This is a genomic window from Streptomyces sp. NPDC048514, assembly GCF_043199955.1.
Classification (GTDB): domain Bacteria; phylum Actinomycetota; class Actinomycetes; order Streptomycetales; family Streptomycetaceae; genus Streptomyces.
The window spans coordinates 73,317-88,647 of sequence record NZ_JBICWT010000001.1; the positions used below are offsets into that span (position 1 = coordinate 73,317).

The following is a 15,331-nucleotide window of genomic DNA, read 5'->3' on the forward strand; positions in this document are numbered from 1 at the left end:
CATGACGGGCCGCCAGATTCCCGTCGCCGTCGTCGGCATGGCGGTGCTGCTGCCCGGCGCCCCCGGTCTCGACGCCTACTGGCGCAATCTGCGGGACGGCGTCGACGCGATCCGCGAAGTGCCCGCGGACCGCTGGGACGCCGACTACTACCACCCGGGACCGGTCACCGGCCCCGCCGCCCCCGACCGGGTGTACTGCCGGCGCGGTGGATTCGTGGACGGCCTGGCCGAGGTGGAGGTCACCCGCTACGGCATCATGCCCGCATCCGTCCCGGGCACCGAGCCCGACCAGTTGATCGCCCTCGACGTGGCCGCCGCCGCGCTCGCCGACGCGGGCGGCGAGGAACGGCTGCCCGAACGGCACCGCATCGGTGTGGTGCTGGGCCGCGGCGGCTATCTCACACCGGGCCTGGCGCGGCTCGACCAGCGAGTGCGGACCGCCGGGCAACTGGTGCGCACCCTGGGCGAGTTGCTGCCCGAGCTGTCCACCGGCCAACTCGACCGGGTGCGGGCGGCGTTCACCGAACGGCTCGGGCCGGACAGCCCCGACTCCGCGATCGGCCTGGTCCCCAACCTCGCCGCCTCACGCATCGCCAACCGGCTCGACCTGCGCGGCCCCGTCTACACCCTGGACGCGGCCTGCGCCTCCTCCCTGGTCGCCGTCGACCAGGCGGTCACCGAACTCACCACCGGGCGCTGCGACGTGATGCTGGCCGGCGGTGTGCACCACTGCCACGACATCACCCTGTGGAGCGTCTTCTCCCAACTGCGCGCCCTGTCCCCGAGCCAGCGCATCCGCCCCTTCCACCGCGAGGCCGACGGCATCCTGATCGGTGAGGGCACCGGGATCGTCGTACTCAAACGCCTCGTGGACGCCGAACGCGACGGCGACCGTGTCTACGCCGTGGTCCGTGGGACGGGCGTGGCCGGCGACGGCCGTACGGCCGGTCTCGTCACCCCCGACCCGGGCGGACAGGCCCGCGCCGTGCGCCAGGCCTGGCGGGCCGCCGGGCTCGATCCCGCCGCGCCGGACTCGATCGGCCTGCTGGAGGCCCACGGAACCGCCACGCCAGCCGGTGACGCCGCCGAACTCACCACACTGACAGAGGTGTTCGGGCCGGGGGAGGCCTGCGAGGGTGCGGCCCGTCCGGTGCTCGGCTCGGTCAAGTCGATGATCGGCCACACCATGCCGGCCGCCGGAGTGGCGGGCCTGGTCAAGGCCGCGCTGGCGCTCCACCACGGCGTCCAACTCCCCACCCTCCACTGCGACGACCCGCACCCCGCCCTCGCCGGCACCCGCTTCCGCACCCTGGAGCGGGCCCGGCCCTGGCGGACCGACGCCCGGCAGCCGGTCCGGCGTGCGGCCGTGAACGCCTTCGGCTTCGGCGGCATCAACGCGCACGTCGTACTCGAAGAGGCCCCCCGCCCCCGCCCCGCCACCGCACCCACCACCCCCGGCGACCGCACCGGGTCCGCGTCCCCGGCGTACGGCGTTTCCGCCGAGCCTGCGCCGGCCGAACCCGGCGGCCTCAGCGGGGCGACTTCCAGGGGATCCGGCGGTCCCCCCGAGGCGACTCCCACGGGACCCGGCGGTGTCGACGGCTCCGCGCCTCACGGGGACGGCGATGCCACCGGAGCGAGCGTGCCCCTGGGGGACGCCTCGCGTGCCCCTTCCGTCCGTGTCACCGAGCCGGAGCGGATCCTGCTGCTGGCCGCGGACGGGACGGACGGCCTCGCCGCGCTTCTCGACGCCGCCGACCCCGCCGTACTGGCCGCGGGTCTCGACCCCGACCGGTCTCATCCGGACGCCGGCCCCGCCCGGCTCGGTGTCGTGGACCCGACCGCCAGGCGGCTCGCCCTGGCCCGCCGCGCGGTCGCCAAGGGCCGGCCCTGGCAGGGCCGCAACGACGTGTGGTTCCGGCCCGGCCCACTGCTCGGCCGCGCCGGTGGCCGTCTGGCGTTCGTCTTCCCGGGCCTGGAGGGCGACTTCACGCCCCGCACCGACGACATCGCCGCTCACTTCGGCCTGCCTCCGGTGCCCGGCGGCGCGCAGGTGCACGTCGGTGACGTCGGGCGGCACGGATTCGGCGTGGTCGGTGTGGGCCGGCTCCTGGACCAGGCGCTGCGCCGCATCGGTGCCGTACCGGACGCGGTGGCCGGACACAGCGTCGGCGAGTGGACGGCGATGGTGACGGCGGGACTGTACCCGGCCGCCCAGGTGGACGCCTTCATGGCCGAGTTCGACCCGGACTCGGTGACCGTCCCCGGCCTCGTCTTCGCCGCCGTCGGCAGCCCTGCCGGCCACGTGCGCGCCGCGCTCGCCGAGGCCTGGGCGGACTCCGGGATCGTCCTCTCCCACGACAACGCGCCCCACCAGTCCATGGTCTGCGGACCGGACGCGGCGGTCGGGGAGTTCGTGCGGTCCTTCCGCGCCCGAGGCGTGCTCTGCCAGCTGCTGCCCTTCCGCTCCGGCTTCCACACGCCGATGCTGGAGCCGTACCTCACCCCCATCGAGGAGGCCGCGCAGCGCTTCCGGATCCACCCGCCGACCGTGCCGGTCTGGTCCGGGACCACCGCGGCACCCTTCCCGGCCTCGGAACCGGCGGTGCGTGAGCTGTTCGTCCGGCATCTGCTGGAACCCGTCCGGTTCCGCGAGCTGACCGAGGCCCTTTACACCGATGGGCACCGCGTCTTCGTCCAGGCCGGCCCCGGCCGGCTGACCTCTCTGATCGGCGACACCCTCGGCGACCGCGACCACCTTGCGGTCGCCGCCGACTCCCCGCACCACAAAGGCATGGCCCAGCTGCGGCGCGTGGTCACGGCCCTGTGGGCGGCGGGGGCCGCCGTGGCACCGGCTGTGCCGGCGCGCGCGGTGGCGGCCCGGACGGGCACCGGTCGCCCACCGGTCCGGCTCGACCTCGGCGGCGCCCTGGTGTCGCTGGCCGGGCCGGACCTCGACGCCCTGCGGACACAGCTGCGGCCCAGCGCGCACCCCCAGGGGCCCCCGAACGCCCTCGACGGCCTCGCCGCGCAGGTACCTGCGGCCGCGGAACTGACCGCCCTGCTCCGGGAGACCGCGGAGACGGCGGCACAGCTGATCACCGCAAGCCGCCGCCGAGCCGCCCCCACGACCCCCGGCGAACCCCCGGCACGACGAGCCGGCGCGACACCCGGCGCTGCCCCCGTACCCGCACCCACCGGACCCGCGGCGACGCCCGGCACGCACCTCCCCGTCTCCCCTCCGACCGGTTCTCCGGCGCCCGGCGCGGGCCCGTCTGCCGCAGCACCCACCGGACCCGCGGCGACGCCCGGCACGCGCACGCCGTCCCCCCGGCCGCGCGGGTCTTCGGTGCCCGGCGTGCCCCAGGGCGACTCCCCACTGCTGCGGCCGCCGAAGACCACCACCACCCTGCACGTCTCGCCGCGGACCATGCCCCACCTCCTGGACCACTGCTTCTTTCCGCAACGGCCCGGCTGGCCGGATGTGGAGGACCGGTGGCCGGTGGTGCCCGCCACGACGATCGTCCGGCACATGATGGACGCGGCGGAGGCGGCGGCCCCCGGCCTGCGGGCGGTCGCGGTGCACGAGGCCCGGTTCGACCGATGGCTCACCGCGACGCCCGCCGTCGACGTGCCGGTCACCGTCGCTCCGGTCCCCGGCCACCCCGACCGCGTCGCCGTCACCTTCGGACCGACGGCCCGCGCCCTGGTCGAACTCGCCCCGCAGCACCCCGTACCGCCGCCGCCCGGCCCCCGCCCGGACGGCCGCGAGCAGGTACCCGGGCACACCGCGGCCCAGCTCTACCGCGACCGCTGGATGTTCCACGGCCCGGCGTTCCAGGGGCTCACCGAGCTGACCGCGATCGGCGAACGGCACATCCGCGGCGTGATCACCGCGCCTGCCGCACCCGGCGCCCTGCTCGACAACGTCGGCCAGCTGCTCGGCTACTGGATCATGGCGACCCGCACCGAGCGGACCGTCGTCTTCCCGGTGCGGACGAGGCGGTTGCGGTTCCACGGCCCGCACCCGGCACCCGGTACCGAGGTCGGCTGCCTGGTGCGGATCACCTCGCTGACGGACACCCTCCTGGAGGCGGACGCGGAGCTGACCGTGGGCGGCCGGGTGTGGGCCGTGCTGACCGGCTGGCAGGACCGCCGCTTCGACAACGACCCGACGACCCGGCCCGTCGAACGCTTCCCCGAGCGCCACACCCTCTCCGCCGCCCGGCCCGGCGGCTGGGTGCTGGTCCACGAGCGGTGGCCCGACCTCGCCTCGCGCGAACTGATCATGCGCAACTCGCTGGGTGGCGCGGAACGCGCCGAGTACGCCGAACGCCCACCGCGCGGCCGCCGGCAGTGGCTGCTCGGCCGGATCGCGGTCAAGGACGCCGTACGCCAGTGGCTCTGGCGGCACGGCGAGGGCCCCCTCTTCCCGGCCGAGATCCGCGTCGGCAACGACGAACCGGGCCGCCCCCGCGTCACCGGCGTGCACGGCCGCGCCCTGCCCCCGCTGGACGTCTCGCTCGCCCACCGGGCGGAGGCGGCCGTCGCGATCGTCCGGCCGCACACCCCGCGGCCCGGCCACGGGCCCGGCATCGACATCGAGGAGGTCACCGAACGCGACCCGGCGACCCACGCCACCGCGCTCACCACCGCCGAACTGCGGCTGCTCGCGGCCCTGTCGGCGGGCGGCACCGACTCGGAGGCCCTGTGGTTCACCCGCTTCTGGGCCGCCAAGGAGGCGGTCGCCAAGGCCGAGGGAACCGGCTTCGGCGGCCGCCCCCGCGACTTCGCGGTACGCGAGGCCGCCCCCGACGGCAGCCGGTTGCTGGTCTCCGGCCGTCTGGAGCACGCCCGCACCGTGCACTGCGCGCCGGTGGCGAACCCGCCCACCCTGCCGGCGCGCGCCTATGTGGTGGCCTGGACGACCGGGCCCGGAGCCGACGACGGACGATCCGACCCAGCAGCCGAGGAGAACACCCGATGAACCCCACCCCGCCGGCCCCGGCACAGCCCACCGCCGACACCGTGCTCACCGAGGTCACCGGCATGCTCCGCACGGTGCTGGCGGAGTACGGCGACGACGACGTGGAGATCGGCATGTCCACCACCTTCAACCAGGACCTGGAACTGGAGAGCATCGACCTCGTCACCCTGGCGGGCCTGCTGGAGGAGCGGTACGGGGGGCGCGTCAACCTCGCCGAGTTCCTGGCCGGCATGGAGTTCGACGAGATCATCGAACTGACCGTCGGCCGCCTCGTGGAGTACGTGGTGTGGAGCCTGAAGTCCACGCAGGCGGGCTGAGCCATGGCCATGGTCGACGCCGGCGGCATCCGGCTGCACGTCCAGCGCATGGGCCCCGCCGACGGCCGCGCCCCGCACGCCACGGTGGTCCTGGTGCACGGGCTGCTCACCGACAGCCTGGCCAGCTACTACTTCACCGTCGCCCCACGGTTCGCGGCGGCCGGACTCGACGTCGTCATGTACGACCTGCGCGGGCACGGCCGCAGCGAGCGCCCGCCGCGGGGCTACACCCTGGACCACAACATCGACGACCTCAGCGCACTCCTCGACCGGCTCGGCGTCGACGGGCCCCTGCACCTGGTCGGCAACTCCTACGGCGGCACCGTCGCCTTCGGCTACGCGGCCCGCCACCCCGGCCGTACGGCCAGCCTGACGCTGATCGAGTCCGAGCCCGCGACCGCGGCCTGGGCGGTGAAACTGGGCGGCATCCTGCGCCGGGTGACGACGGAGCTGGCCCACAACGAGTCCGACGCCATCGCCTGGATCACCGCCCACCGCGGCCACAACACCGCGCGCCTCGCCAGGGGCGCGGCCCGGCTGGCCCGCGACACCACCCTCGGCCGGGACATCCCCGCGAGCCGGGTGCTGACCGAGGCCGAGATCAGGGCCGTACGCTGCCCGGTGCTCGGTGTCTACGGCGGCGACTCGGACCTGGTGGACCTGGTGCCGCTGAAGCGGGGACTGCTGGCCGGCTTCCGGGCGGTCGTGCTGCCCGGGCACGAGCACTCGGTGCTGGTCGAGGCGCCCGGTGCCGTCGGCGGTCACATCCTGGACCTGATCCACGCGGAGGTGGGCGTCGGATGAGCGCCTTCCTCTTCGTCGTCCCGCCGCTGACCGGGCACATCAACCCGGCCGTCGGCGTCGCCGCCCGGCTCACCGCGCACGGGCACCGGGTGGCCTGGGTGTGTGCCGACCCGGCGCTGGTGCGGCGGCTCGCGGGCGCGGACACCGAGGTGTTCGGGTGCGCGGGCGCCGTTCCCGGCACCGCGGGTGCCGTACGGCCGCCGGACCTGCGGGGCGCCGAGGCGCTGCGGTTCCTCTGGGAGTGGTATCTGCTCCCGCTCGCCGACGCGATGGCCCCGGGCGTCCACGCGGCCGTGGCCGAGTTCCGGCCGGACGTGGTGGTCAGCGACCAACAGGCCTTCGCCGGTGCCCTGGTGGCCGAACGCCGCGGGTTGCCGTGGGCGACCGCCGCGACCACCTCGGCGGAGTTCACCGGCGCCTACGACGGCCTGCCCAAGGTCGCCGAGTGGCTGCACCGGCGCCTGGCCGAGCTGCGCGCCCGCATCGGCGATCCGTCAGCCGGCGCCGACCCGCGCGCCTCGCCGCACCTGCTGCTGGTGTTCAGCACCCCCGAACTCGTCGGCCCCCAGGCGCCGCTGGCCCCGCACATCCACTACGTCGGCCCCTCGCTCGCCGGCCGCCCGGCGCCCTCCGGCTTCCCCTGGGAGTGGCTGGACCACGGCCGGGCCAAGGTCCTGGTGACGCTCGGTACGGCCAACGCCGACGCCGGCGGCCGCTTCCTCGGCGAGTGCCTCGTCGCGCTGCGGGAACGCGCCGACCGGGTGCAGGCCGTGTTCGCCGACCCGGGCGGCACGCTGCCCGTCCCGCCCGCCGGCAAGGACGTCCTGGCCCTGCCCTCCGTGCCCCAGCTCGCGCTGCTGGCACGGGCCGACGCCGTCGTCTGCCACGCGGGACACAACACCGTGTGCGAGGCCCTGTGGCACGGCGTCCCGCTCGTCGTGGCACCCATCCGGGACGACCAGCCCGTGGTCGCCGGGCAGGTCGTGGACTGCGGCGCCGGCGTCCGGGTCAGGTTCGGCCGGGTCACCGCGCCCCGGCTGGGCGAGGCCCTCGACACGGTCCTGCACGACCCCGCCCCCCGGGCCGCCGCCGCCCGGGTCCGCACCGCGTTCCGTGCGGCGGGCGGCGCCCGGGCCGCGGCGGCCCACCTCGAACGACTCGCAGGGGAGAGCCGATGAGCGACCGGACCGAGAAGACCGCCCGCATCGCGGACCTGCGCCCCGTCTACCGTGCCGATCTGGCCGCGGGGGTGGACCGCTTCCTCGCCCCCCGGCGCACCACCTGCCCCTGGTGCTCCTCCGGCCGGCTCACCACCCGGCTGCGGACCACGGATCTGCTCCAGCACAAGCCCGGCCGCTTCACCCTCGACCGGTGTACCGACTGCGGCCACATCTTCCAGAACCCCCAACTGACCGAGGCAGGGCTGGAGTTCCACTACCGGGACTTCTACGACGGCCTCGGCGAGGAGCGGATGAGCGGCACCTTCGGCGGACGCACCGCGATGTACCGCGGTCGCGCCGAGGCCCTGCTGCCCCACGACCCCGCCCCGAAGACCTGGCTGGACGTCGGCACCGGCCACGGTCATTTCTGCGCGGCCGCCCGCACCCTCCTGCCCGGCACCGCGTTCGACGGACTCGACTTCACCGACGGCGTCGAACTGGCGGCCCGCGAAGGCCGCGTGGACCACGCCCACCGCGGCGCCTTCCCCGCCCTGGCCGCCGAACTGGCCGGTCGCTACGACGTGGTCAGCATGTTCCACTACCTGGAACACAGCACCGACCCCGACCGGGAACTCCGCGCCGCCCACGAGGTCGTGCGCCCCGGCGGTCACCTCCTCGTCGAGGTCCCGGATCCGCAGAGCCGCTACGCCCGGCTCCTGGGCCGCTGGTGGCTGCCCTGGCTGCAACCGCAGCACCTGCATCTCATGCCGGTCGCCAACCTGCGCCGGCGGCTGGCGGAACGGGGCTTCACGGTGGTCGCGGAGCAGCATGCCGAACCGCACGACCCGGTCGACCTGCTCGCCGCCGTCTGGCTGGCCCTCGACCACACCGCCCCGCGCGAGGACGCGCCCTGGCTGCCCGAGCCGCCGGGCGCGCTCCGCCGCGGTCTGCGCACCGCGCTGCTCCTCGCCGGCGTGCCCGTCCTCGTCACGGCGACCCTGCTCGACCGCTTCGCCGTCCGCCCGCTGTCCCATCGCCTCGGCCTGTCCAACGCCTACCGCCTGGTGGCCCGGCGTGAATGAGCGGTGTCACGGGGCCCGTCGCACGGGACCGGCACTCACAGCGCCTCGGCGCGGATCAGCGCCGACAGCACCAGCGCGCCGGGCAGCAGCGGCAGCCAGTCGGTCAGCACCCGGTAGCCGATCACGGTCGCCGTGGCGACCGCCGGTGCGGCACCGAACGTGGCCAGCGTCCACACCAGCGCCGCGTCGACCGCGAGCCCGCCCGGCGCCGGCACCGCACCCACCGCCGTGCCCGCGGCGAGGTAGGCGAGCGTCACCTGTTCCCACGGCAGTCCGAGGCCGAGCGAGGCCCCGACACAGGCGAGGGTGCCCGCCTGTACGAGTGGCATCGCGACGGCTCCGCCCCACAGCGCGAACATCCGGCCGGGCCGCGAGTGCACCTCACGCGCGTCGGCGAGGGCCGAGCGCAGCAGCCCGGTCACCGACAGCCGCAGCGGCCGTACGACGCCGAGCAGCACGCCCACCACCGCGAGGGCTCCGCCCGCCACCGCGGCGAACGGCACGAGCACGCGTCCGTCGGGTACCAGCTCACCCAGCCGCCGCCAGGCCGGGGAGACGGCCAGGAACACGAGCAGCACCAGCGTCTTCGCGGCGGACTTCGCCAGCGAGTACAGGCCGATCGACGCGGTGGCCCGGTGCAGCGGTACCCCTCGAGCCCTGAGGAAGCGCAGGGTGACGGCATGGGCGCCGAGCCCGCCGGGCAGCGCGTGATTGGCGGCACCGGCGGCGAACTGCGAGGCCAGCAGCAGGCCGGGCGGCAGCCGGTCGGACAGGGCGCCCTGCCGCACGCACGAGGCGGCCACCCAGCTCAGACAGGTGAGGCCGGCAGCGGCGAGAAGCCATCGCGGGTCGGCGGCGACCAGCCGCCGGACACCCTCGTGCACGACGGGCCGGTTGCCGACGGCCCAGCCCCCCGCGAGCAGGACGGGAACCAGGCACAGGGCCGGCCTCACGAGCCGGCCCGACAGGGGGGACCCCGTGCGGGCCGGGGCGCCGGGGCCGGGGCGGGGAACCTCGGGCCCGGGGGCGTTCTCCGGCCCGGGGAGGGCGGCGGCGGGGACGGCGGCGGGGGCGGGGACGAGGGGTGGGAGCGGGGACAGTGAGGACACGGGGACGTCGTCCTTCCGCGGCGGGCCCCACGGCGGGAACCTGGGGGAGGCGGGTCGGGCGAAACCGCAGGGAGCCTTCCCCTCCCGCATGACACCGGGACGGCCGGGAACCGAAGGTGCGGGGGCGGGGCGGTGCCGGCCGGCGGGTGTGCGCAAGCCGCCTTTCACCGCCGACCAGGTAGCCTTCCCATGGGGCGCGTCCGGCATGCCGGGCCCCGCGGGAAAGGTCAGCGACAGGGGAGGTACCGGCGGTGCACGTGCAGGAATGGCTCGACTCGGTGCCCGCGGCCGCCGTCTACGCGCTGGTGGCCCTGGTGATCGGACTGGAGAGCCTGGGCATTCCGCTGCCGGGCGAGATCATCCTGATCTCGGCGGCGCTGATGTCCTCGCAGCACTCGGGCGTCAACCCGGTCGTCCTCGGCGTGTGCGCCACCGCCGGTGCCGTGATCGGCGACTCCATCGGCTACGCGATCGGCCGCAAGGGGGGACGCCCACTGCTGGCCTGGCTCGGAGGGAAGTTCCCGAGACACTTCGGCGAGGGCCATGTGGCCACCGCCGAGCGGTCCTTCGAGAAGTGGGGCATGTGGGCCGTCTTCTTCGGCCGCTTCGTCGCCCTCCTGCGCATCTTCGCCGGACCGCTCGCGGGCGTCCTGCACATGCCGTACTGGAAGTTCCTGACCGCCAACGTCCTGGGCGGCATCTGCTGGGCGGGCGGCACGACTGCCGTCATCTACTACGTCGGCATCGTCGCCGAGGACTGGCTGAAGAGGTTCTCGTACCTCGGCCTGGCGGTCGCGCTGCTGATCGGCCTCGCCTCGATGCTGGTCATCAGGCGCAAGGCGAAGCAGGCCCGGCCGCAGACCGAGCCCGAAGCGGAGCCCGTCGGCGCCGGGGAGTGAGTGCCCGGTCTACTCGTGCACCTCGCGGTGCGCCTTCGCCAGGTCCGCGTAGAGGGTGCCGTTGAGGGTCACCCCCTGGCGCTCCTCCTCGGACAGTTCCCGCCTCACCTTCGCCGGCACCCCCGCCACCAGCGACCCCGGCGGCACCACCATCCCCTGCGGCACCAGCGCCTGCGCGGCGACGAGGGAGCCCGCCCCGATCACCGCCCCGTTGAGCACGGTCGCGCCCATCCCGATCAGGCAGTCGTCCTCGACGGTCGCGCCGTGCACCACCGCGTTGTGCCCGATGGACACCCGCTCCCCGACACTGACCGGGAACCCCGGGTCGGCGTGGAGCGTCACGTTGTCCTGCACATTGGCGTCCGCCTCCACGGTGATCCTCTCGACGTCACCGCGCACCACCGCCCCGTACCAGACACTCGCCCCCGGGCGCAGGGTCACGTCACCGATCACCGAGGCCGTGGGCGCGACGAACGCCTCCGGATCGACCTGCGGCTCCTTGCCGCCGATGCCCACGATCAGCGCCTTCCGCCCCATCACCGTCTCCTCGTGTCCGCCGTGCCCGTCGTATCCGTCGAACCGTACGGCACCGGGTGGGGCAAAGATCACAGCGGGCCGCTCTCTCGCCGGAGGCGACCGCTGAGTAACGTGAGCCCGTGCCGAAGCGCAAGAACACGTTCTCATCCTGGCGCCGCCGCATAGCCCAGCGCGCGGTCCACTCGGCATGGGCCTGGGCCCAGCGCACCGGCTCCGTCACCGCCGAGCACCCGGCCGGCTTCCGCTTCGGCGCGATGGGAACAGGTACCAGGCTGGCCTTCCCGCTCGGCACGGTCTTCGGCGAGCCCTGGATCCACCTCGGCTCCCACTGCATCATCGGCGAGCAGGTCACCCTCACCGCCGGCCTGATGCCGGACCTGGACCTCGGTCCGGAGCCGATCCTGCGCCTCGGCGACGGTGTGGTCCTCGGCCGCGGCAGCCATGTCATCGCGGACACGACGGTCACCATCGGCAGCGACTGTTACTTCGGCCCCTATGTCTACGTCACCTCCACCAACCACTCCTACGACGACCCGCACGAGCCCATCGGCAAGCAGTGGCCGCGGATGGAGCCGGTCGAGATCGGCCCGGGGTGCTGGATCGGGACCGGTGCGGTGATCCTGCCGGGCGCGCGGATCGGGCGGAACGTGGTCGTCGCGGCAGGCGCCGTCGTACGCGGCGCGGTTCCCGACCACGCGGTGGTGGCCGGCGCGCCCGCCCGGGTCGTACGGCACTGGACGCCCGAGGAGGGCTGGCAGCCGCCGCTCAGAACCCCGGCCCCGGTGCCGATCCCGGAGGGGACGACGCCGGACCAGTTGCGGGCGCTGGCCGGTCTGGACGAGGCCGGAGCGGCGCGGCTGGCCGCACTGGAGCCGGAGAACTGACCCGAGCCGGCCGGGCACGGTACGTGCGGCGATCCGGCCTGCCGGTCGCGGGGGCAGCGGGGACGGTGGCGCGCTCAGCCGGTCGCCGGGGGCGGCGCGGGCGGCGGCGATCCGGTCAGCCGGTCGCCAGCAGCAGTGTGCCCAGCAGGGCCAGTCCCGCTCCCGCCGCCTGGACCGCGCGCAACCGTTCACGCAGGAGGCCGCGCGCGGCCAGCGCGGTCACCACCGGGTACAGCGAGGCGAGGACGGCCGCCACGGTGACCGGGCCGTAGCGGGCGGCCATCGCGTACGTGCCGTTCGCGGCGACGTCGGCCAGCCCGACGAAGGCCAGCGCGGGCAGCGTGGCCCAGGGGAAGCCGCCCTCCGGCAGTGCGGCCCCGCCGCGCCGGACCGAGGCTGCCAGCGCCGCCCCGCCCACCGCCACGTTCGTCAGCCGCTGCACGAACAGGGCGAGGAACAGCCCGGTGACATTCGTCGAGGCCTCCGTGATCAGCGCGAACACCGCGCCGAAGCCCAGCGCCGCGACCAGCGTGAGCAGGATGGTCCGCTGCACGGCGGCGCCGCCCCGCAGCTGCGGACCGCCCGCCAGGACGACGCCGGTGACGGCCACGGCGATGCCGGCCACCTGGAGGGCCCCCGGGCGCTCGCCGAGGACCAGGCCGACGCCGACCGGGACGGCGACGCTGAGGGTGGCGAGCGGTGAGACGACGCCCATCGGGCCGAGCGCGAGGGCCTTGTAGAAGGAGAGCAGTGCCACGGGGCCGGCCAGGCCCGCCGCGATCGCGAACCACAGCCGGGGACCGGCCTCGCTCCAGCCGCCGGTCGCCAGGACGATCGCCCCCAGCACCGCCGCCGCGACGGCCTGCGAGACGACCACGACGGTCAGCGCGGGGGTGCGCCGGGTCAGCAGCCCGCCACCGAAGTCGGCCAGCCCCCACAGCAGACTGGTGGTCAGGGCGAAGACGGCGGTCACTATGCCTCGCAGTACAGTTCGTTGGACGAGCACGTGCGTCTCACCGTAGTTCATTCGGCTGAACTACGTCATGCAGGATAATGAACTATCTCGGATATTGGACGGAATGTGTCGGATCTCGAACTCCTGACCCAGTCCCTGGCGCGCAACGTGAAGCACTGGCGCTCGGTGCGCGGCTTCACCCTCGACGTGCTCGCCGCCCGGGCCGGAGTCAGCCGCGGGATGCTCATCCAGATCGAGCAGGCGCGCACCAATCCGAGCATCGGCACGGTCGTCAAGATCGGCGACGCGCTCGGCATCAGCGTCACCACGCTGCTCGACTACGAGCGGGGCCCTCAGGTCCGCGTGGTTCCGGCCGACCGGGCCGTGCGGCTGTGGCACACCGAGGCCGGCAGCTACAACCGGCTCCTGGCGGGCACGGAGGCCCCCGGCCCGCTGGAGATGTGGGACTGGCGCCTGATGCCGGGCGAGAGCAGCCCCTCCGAACCGCACCCGAACGGCACCGTCGAACTGGTCCATGTCACCGCGGGTGAGCTGACACTCACCGTGGACGGCGAGGACTACCTCGTACCGGCCGGCGCCAGCGCCTCCTTCGAGGCGAACACCCCGCACGTGTACGTGAACCGTGGCACGGCCCCGATGGAGATGGTGATGGCCGTCTCCGTGCCGCCCGTGCAGTGAGACACCGCTACGGCGGGCGCGCTCGGCTTGTTAGCGTGCGGCCATGCGCGCACCCATCGGAGACTTCGACACCGCCACCCCGGCCCCCGACACCCTCGACGAGCTGACCGCCCCGGTCGCCGACGCCGTACGCGACTGGCAGGGCGGCGTACCCGCCGACCGGATCCTCTACGTCGACACCGACCCGCGCTGGGCCGACACCGCCGTCTTCGTCGAGCACTACGGCCGCGACCTGCTGGAGCGATCGGCGAACTGCGTGGTGGTCGCGGGCAGGCGGGGCGGCGAGACCACCCTCGCGGCGTGCGTGGTGCTCTCCACCACCCGGGTCGACGTCAACGGCGTGGTCCGCCGCCAACTCGGCGCGCGCAAGGCGTCGTTCGCCTCGATGGAGACGGCGACCGGGGAGACCGGCATGGAGTACGGCGGTATCACTCCCGTCGGACTGCCCACCGGATGGCCGGTGCTGGTGGACGCGGCCGTCGTCGACCTGCCCTACGTCCTGGTCGGCAGCGGCCGCCGCCGCGGCAAACTGCTGGTGCCCGGCAAGGCCTTCGCGGAACTGCCGGGCGCACTGGTGCTGGAGGGCCTCGGGGTCGCCTGACCCGCCCCGGGCCCTGCGCGGCGAGCCGAGGGCGGGGGGCGGGCTCAGTACGCCGGGGCCGTGCCGAGGTACTGCTCGGCGAAGGCCGCCGCCGCGGCCGGCGACGTGAACATCCGGCGGAGCCGGGCGAGCGCGGTACCGGCCCGGTAGGGATCGCCGTGGGAGGTGCCGTGGTAGATCTCCGAGAGCCACTCCGAGAACTCCTCGTAGTCCCACACGCGCCGCAGGCAGGCCTCCGAGTAGCCGTCCAGGCCCGAGGCGTCCCCCTCGGACAGGTACGCCACGAGGGCGTCCCCGAGCAGGAACGCGTCGTTCAGGGCCAGGTTCATGCCCTTCGCGGCGATCGGCGCGACGAGGTGTGCCGCGTCGCCGGCCAGGAAGAGGCGGCCGAACACCATCGGCTCGACCACGTAGTTGTGCATGTCCAGCACCCGCTTCTCGAGCAGGCGCCCCTCCTTCAGCGGCGGGCGGTCCGCCGCGCGCAGCCGCTGCTGGAGCTCGGCCCAGACCCTGTCGTGCGGCCAGTTGTCCGGGTCGTCGCCCGGCGGGCACTGGAGGTAGTAGCGGGTCAGCTCGGGGCTGCGCGGCATGTGCCCGGCGAACCCCTCGGGATGCACGCCGAACAGCACGCAGTCGGCGGACGGCGGTGCCTCGGCGAGCAGCGCCAGCCAGCCGATGCCGTAGTCGTGCCGGGAGATCCGCGCCCCCTCCGGCAGCGCGGCCCGGCTCGCCCCGCGGGCGCCGTCGCAGCCCGCCACGAAGTCGCAGTGCACCAGACGCCGTTCACCGCTGTCCGGGTCGGTGTACGAGACGGCGGGCCGGTCCGAGTCCAGGTCGTGCAGGCGCACGTCCCGCACGCCGAACCGGATCTCCCCGCCGCGCACGTCGGCGTACTCCCGCACGAGGTCGGTCACGAGCAGGGGCTGCGGATAGACCCAGTGGTGATGGCCCGTCAGCTCGTGGTAGGCGAAGCGGTATCCGCTGTCGTCGAAGCGGAACTCGCACTCGGAGTGCCGTTCCGCCCGGTCCAGCAGAGGGCCGGCGAGGCCGCGTCGTTCGAGACCGCGTACGGCCCATTCCTCGATGACGCCGGCGCGCGGGCGCTGTTCGATGAACTCCCGGCTCTCGGTTTCCAGCACCAGGCAGTCGACACCGGCGGCCCGCAGGATGTTACCGACGGTCAGGCCGGCCGGCCCGGCGCCCACGACGACGACCGGACGACGGTTCGGATCAGGGGAGTTGGGGTGGGGGGAAGGAGACGTCACCCGAGCATTATGACGGTGTCCCGTCAGCCAGG

At 74.7% G+C, this 15,331-nt stretch carries 13 protein-coding genes; 9 read left to right on the forward strand and 4 right to left on the reverse strand.

Annotated features, from left to right (window positions below):
* Position 1: 1 nt before the first annotated feature.
* From ACGFT2_RS00325 to ACGFT2_RS00345, 5 genes are read left to right on the forward strand one after another with little or no spacing between them, the layout of a single operon-like run.
* The gene (locus ACGFT2_RS00325) at positions 2-4,987 is read left to right on the forward strand and encodes a beta-ketoacyl synthase N-terminal-like domain-containing protein (RefSeq protein WP_393271908.1); all 4,986 of its coding nucleotides are present in this window, start codon (positions 2-4) and stop codon (positions 4,985-4,987) included.
* Complete coding sequence (locus ACGFT2_RS00330) at positions 4,984-5,304, forward strand: acyl carrier protein (protein WP_393271910.1); 321 nt, start codon at positions 4,984-4,986, stop codon at positions 5,302-5,304. The genes ACGFT2_RS00325 and ACGFT2_RS00330 overlap by 4 nt, the downstream gene beginning before the upstream one ends.
* A gap of 3 nt (positions 5,305-5,307) precedes the next feature.
* Positions 5,308-6,108, forward strand: a complete 801-nt coding sequence (locus ACGFT2_RS00335) for an alpha/beta fold hydrolase (RefSeq protein WP_393271912.1) — start codon at positions 5,308-5,310, stop codon at positions 6,106-6,108.
* Complete coding sequence (locus tag ACGFT2_RS00340) at positions 6,105-7,286, forward strand: glycosyltransferase (RefSeq protein ID WP_393271914.1); 1,182 nt, start codon at positions 6,105-6,107, stop codon at positions 7,284-7,286. Before ACGFT2_RS00335 ends, ACGFT2_RS00340 begins: the two co-directional genes overlap by 4 nt.
* On the forward strand, positions 7,283-8,350 hold the full coding sequence (locus tag ACGFT2_RS00345; protein WP_393271916.1) for a class I SAM-dependent methyltransferase: 1,068 nt from the start codon (positions 7,283-7,285) through the stop codon (positions 8,348-8,350). Before ACGFT2_RS00340 ends, ACGFT2_RS00345 begins: the two co-directional genes overlap by 4 nt.
* A 35-nt stretch (positions 8,351-8,385) precedes the next feature.
* On the opposite strand, the gene ACGFT2_RS00350 is transcribed toward ACGFT2_RS00345, so the two are convergent.
* Positions 8,386-9,459 (reverse strand): YbhN family protein, encoded by a 1,074-nt coding sequence (locus tag ACGFT2_RS00350; protein WP_393271918.1) that lies wholly within the window; start codon positions 9,457-9,459, stop codon positions 8,386-8,388.
* A gap of 251 nt (positions 9,460-9,710) precedes the next feature.
* On the opposite strand from ACGFT2_RS00350, the gene ACGFT2_RS00355 reads away from it, so the two are divergent.
* Positions 9,711-10,358 (forward strand): DedA family protein, encoded by a 648-nt coding sequence (locus ACGFT2_RS00355; RefSeq protein WP_393271919.1) that lies wholly within the window; start codon positions 9,711-9,713, stop codon positions 10,356-10,358.
* Positions 10,359-10,367: 9 nt separating this feature from the next.
* On the opposite strand, the gene ACGFT2_RS00360 is transcribed toward ACGFT2_RS00355, so the two are convergent.
* On the reverse strand, positions 10,368-10,895 hold the full coding sequence (locus ACGFT2_RS00360) for a gamma carbonic anhydrase family protein (protein WP_393272888.1): 528 nt from the start codon (positions 10,893-10,895) through the stop codon (positions 10,368-10,370).
* A 119-nt stretch (positions 10,896-11,014) separates the two neighbouring features.
* On the opposite strand from ACGFT2_RS00360, the gene ACGFT2_RS00365 reads away from it, so the two are divergent.
* The gene (locus ACGFT2_RS00365) at positions 11,015-11,779 is read left to right on the forward strand and encodes an acyltransferase (protein ID WP_393271920.1); all 765 of its coding nucleotides are present in this window, start codon (positions 11,015-11,017) and stop codon (positions 11,777-11,779) included.
* A 115-nt stretch (positions 11,780-11,894) separates the two neighbouring features.
* Here ACGFT2_RS00365 and ACGFT2_RS00370 read toward each other — a convergent pair whose 3' ends face one another.
* Positions 11,895-12,752 (reverse strand): EamA family transporter, encoded by an 858-nt coding sequence (locus ACGFT2_RS00370; RefSeq protein ID WP_393271922.1) that lies wholly within the window; start codon positions 12,750-12,752, stop codon positions 11,895-11,897.
* Between the two features lie 108 nt (positions 12,753-12,860).
* Here ACGFT2_RS00370 and ACGFT2_RS00375 point away from each other — a divergent pair, with 108 nt between their 5' ends.
* Both ACGFT2_RS00375 and ACGFT2_RS00380 read left to right on the forward strand, forming a co-directional pair.
* Complete coding sequence (locus ACGFT2_RS00375) at positions 12,861-13,433, forward strand: helix-turn-helix domain-containing protein (protein ID WP_393271924.1); 573 nt, start codon at positions 12,861-12,863, stop codon at positions 13,431-13,433.
* Positions 13,434-13,476: 43 nt separating this feature from the next.
* A complete protein-coding gene (locus ACGFT2_RS00380; RefSeq protein ID WP_393271926.1) occupies positions 13,477-14,034 on the forward strand; it encodes a YbaK/EbsC family protein in 558 nt (185 codons plus the stop codon).
* Between the two features lie 44 nt (positions 14,035-14,078).
* Here ACGFT2_RS00380 and ACGFT2_RS00385 read toward each other — a convergent pair whose 3' ends face one another.
* Positions 14,079-15,299, reverse strand: a complete 1,221-nt coding sequence (locus tag ACGFT2_RS00385) for a 4-hydroxybenzoate 3-monooxygenase (RefSeq protein WP_393271928.1) — start codon at positions 15,297-15,299, stop codon at positions 14,079-14,081.
* Positions 15,300-15,331: the final 32 nt, after the last annotated feature.

Bases quoted from the DNA above. Each gene is read 5' to 3' on its own strand.
- ACGFT2_RS00330 (WP_393271910.1), top strand. From the start codon at position 4,984: ATGAACCCCACCCCGCCGGCCCCGGCACAGCCCACCGCCGACACCGTG.
- ACGFT2_RS00360 (WP_393272888.1), bottom strand. From the start codon at position 10,895: ATGGGGCGGAAGGCGCTGATCGTGGGCATCGGCGGCAAGGAGCCGCAG.
- ACGFT2_RS00340 (WP_393271914.1), top strand. From the start codon at position 6,105: ATGAGCGCCTTCCTCTTCGTCGTCCCGCCGCTGACCGGGCACATCAAC.
- ACGFT2_RS00345 (WP_393271916.1), top strand. From the start codon at position 7,283: ATGAGCGACCGGACCGAGAAGACCGCCCGCATCGCGGACCTGCGCCCC.
- ACGFT2_RS00335 (WP_393271912.1), top strand. From the start codon at position 5,308: ATGGCCATGGTCGACGCCGGCGGCATCCGGCTGCACGTCCAGCGCATG.
- ACGFT2_RS00325 (WP_393271908.1), top strand. From the start codon at position 2: ATGACGGGCCGCCAGATTCCCGTCGCCGTCGTCGGCATGGCGGTGCTG.
- ACGFT2_RS00380 (WP_393271926.1), top strand. From the start codon at position 13,477: ATGCGCGCACCCATCGGAGACTTCGACACCGCCACCCCGGCCCCCGAC.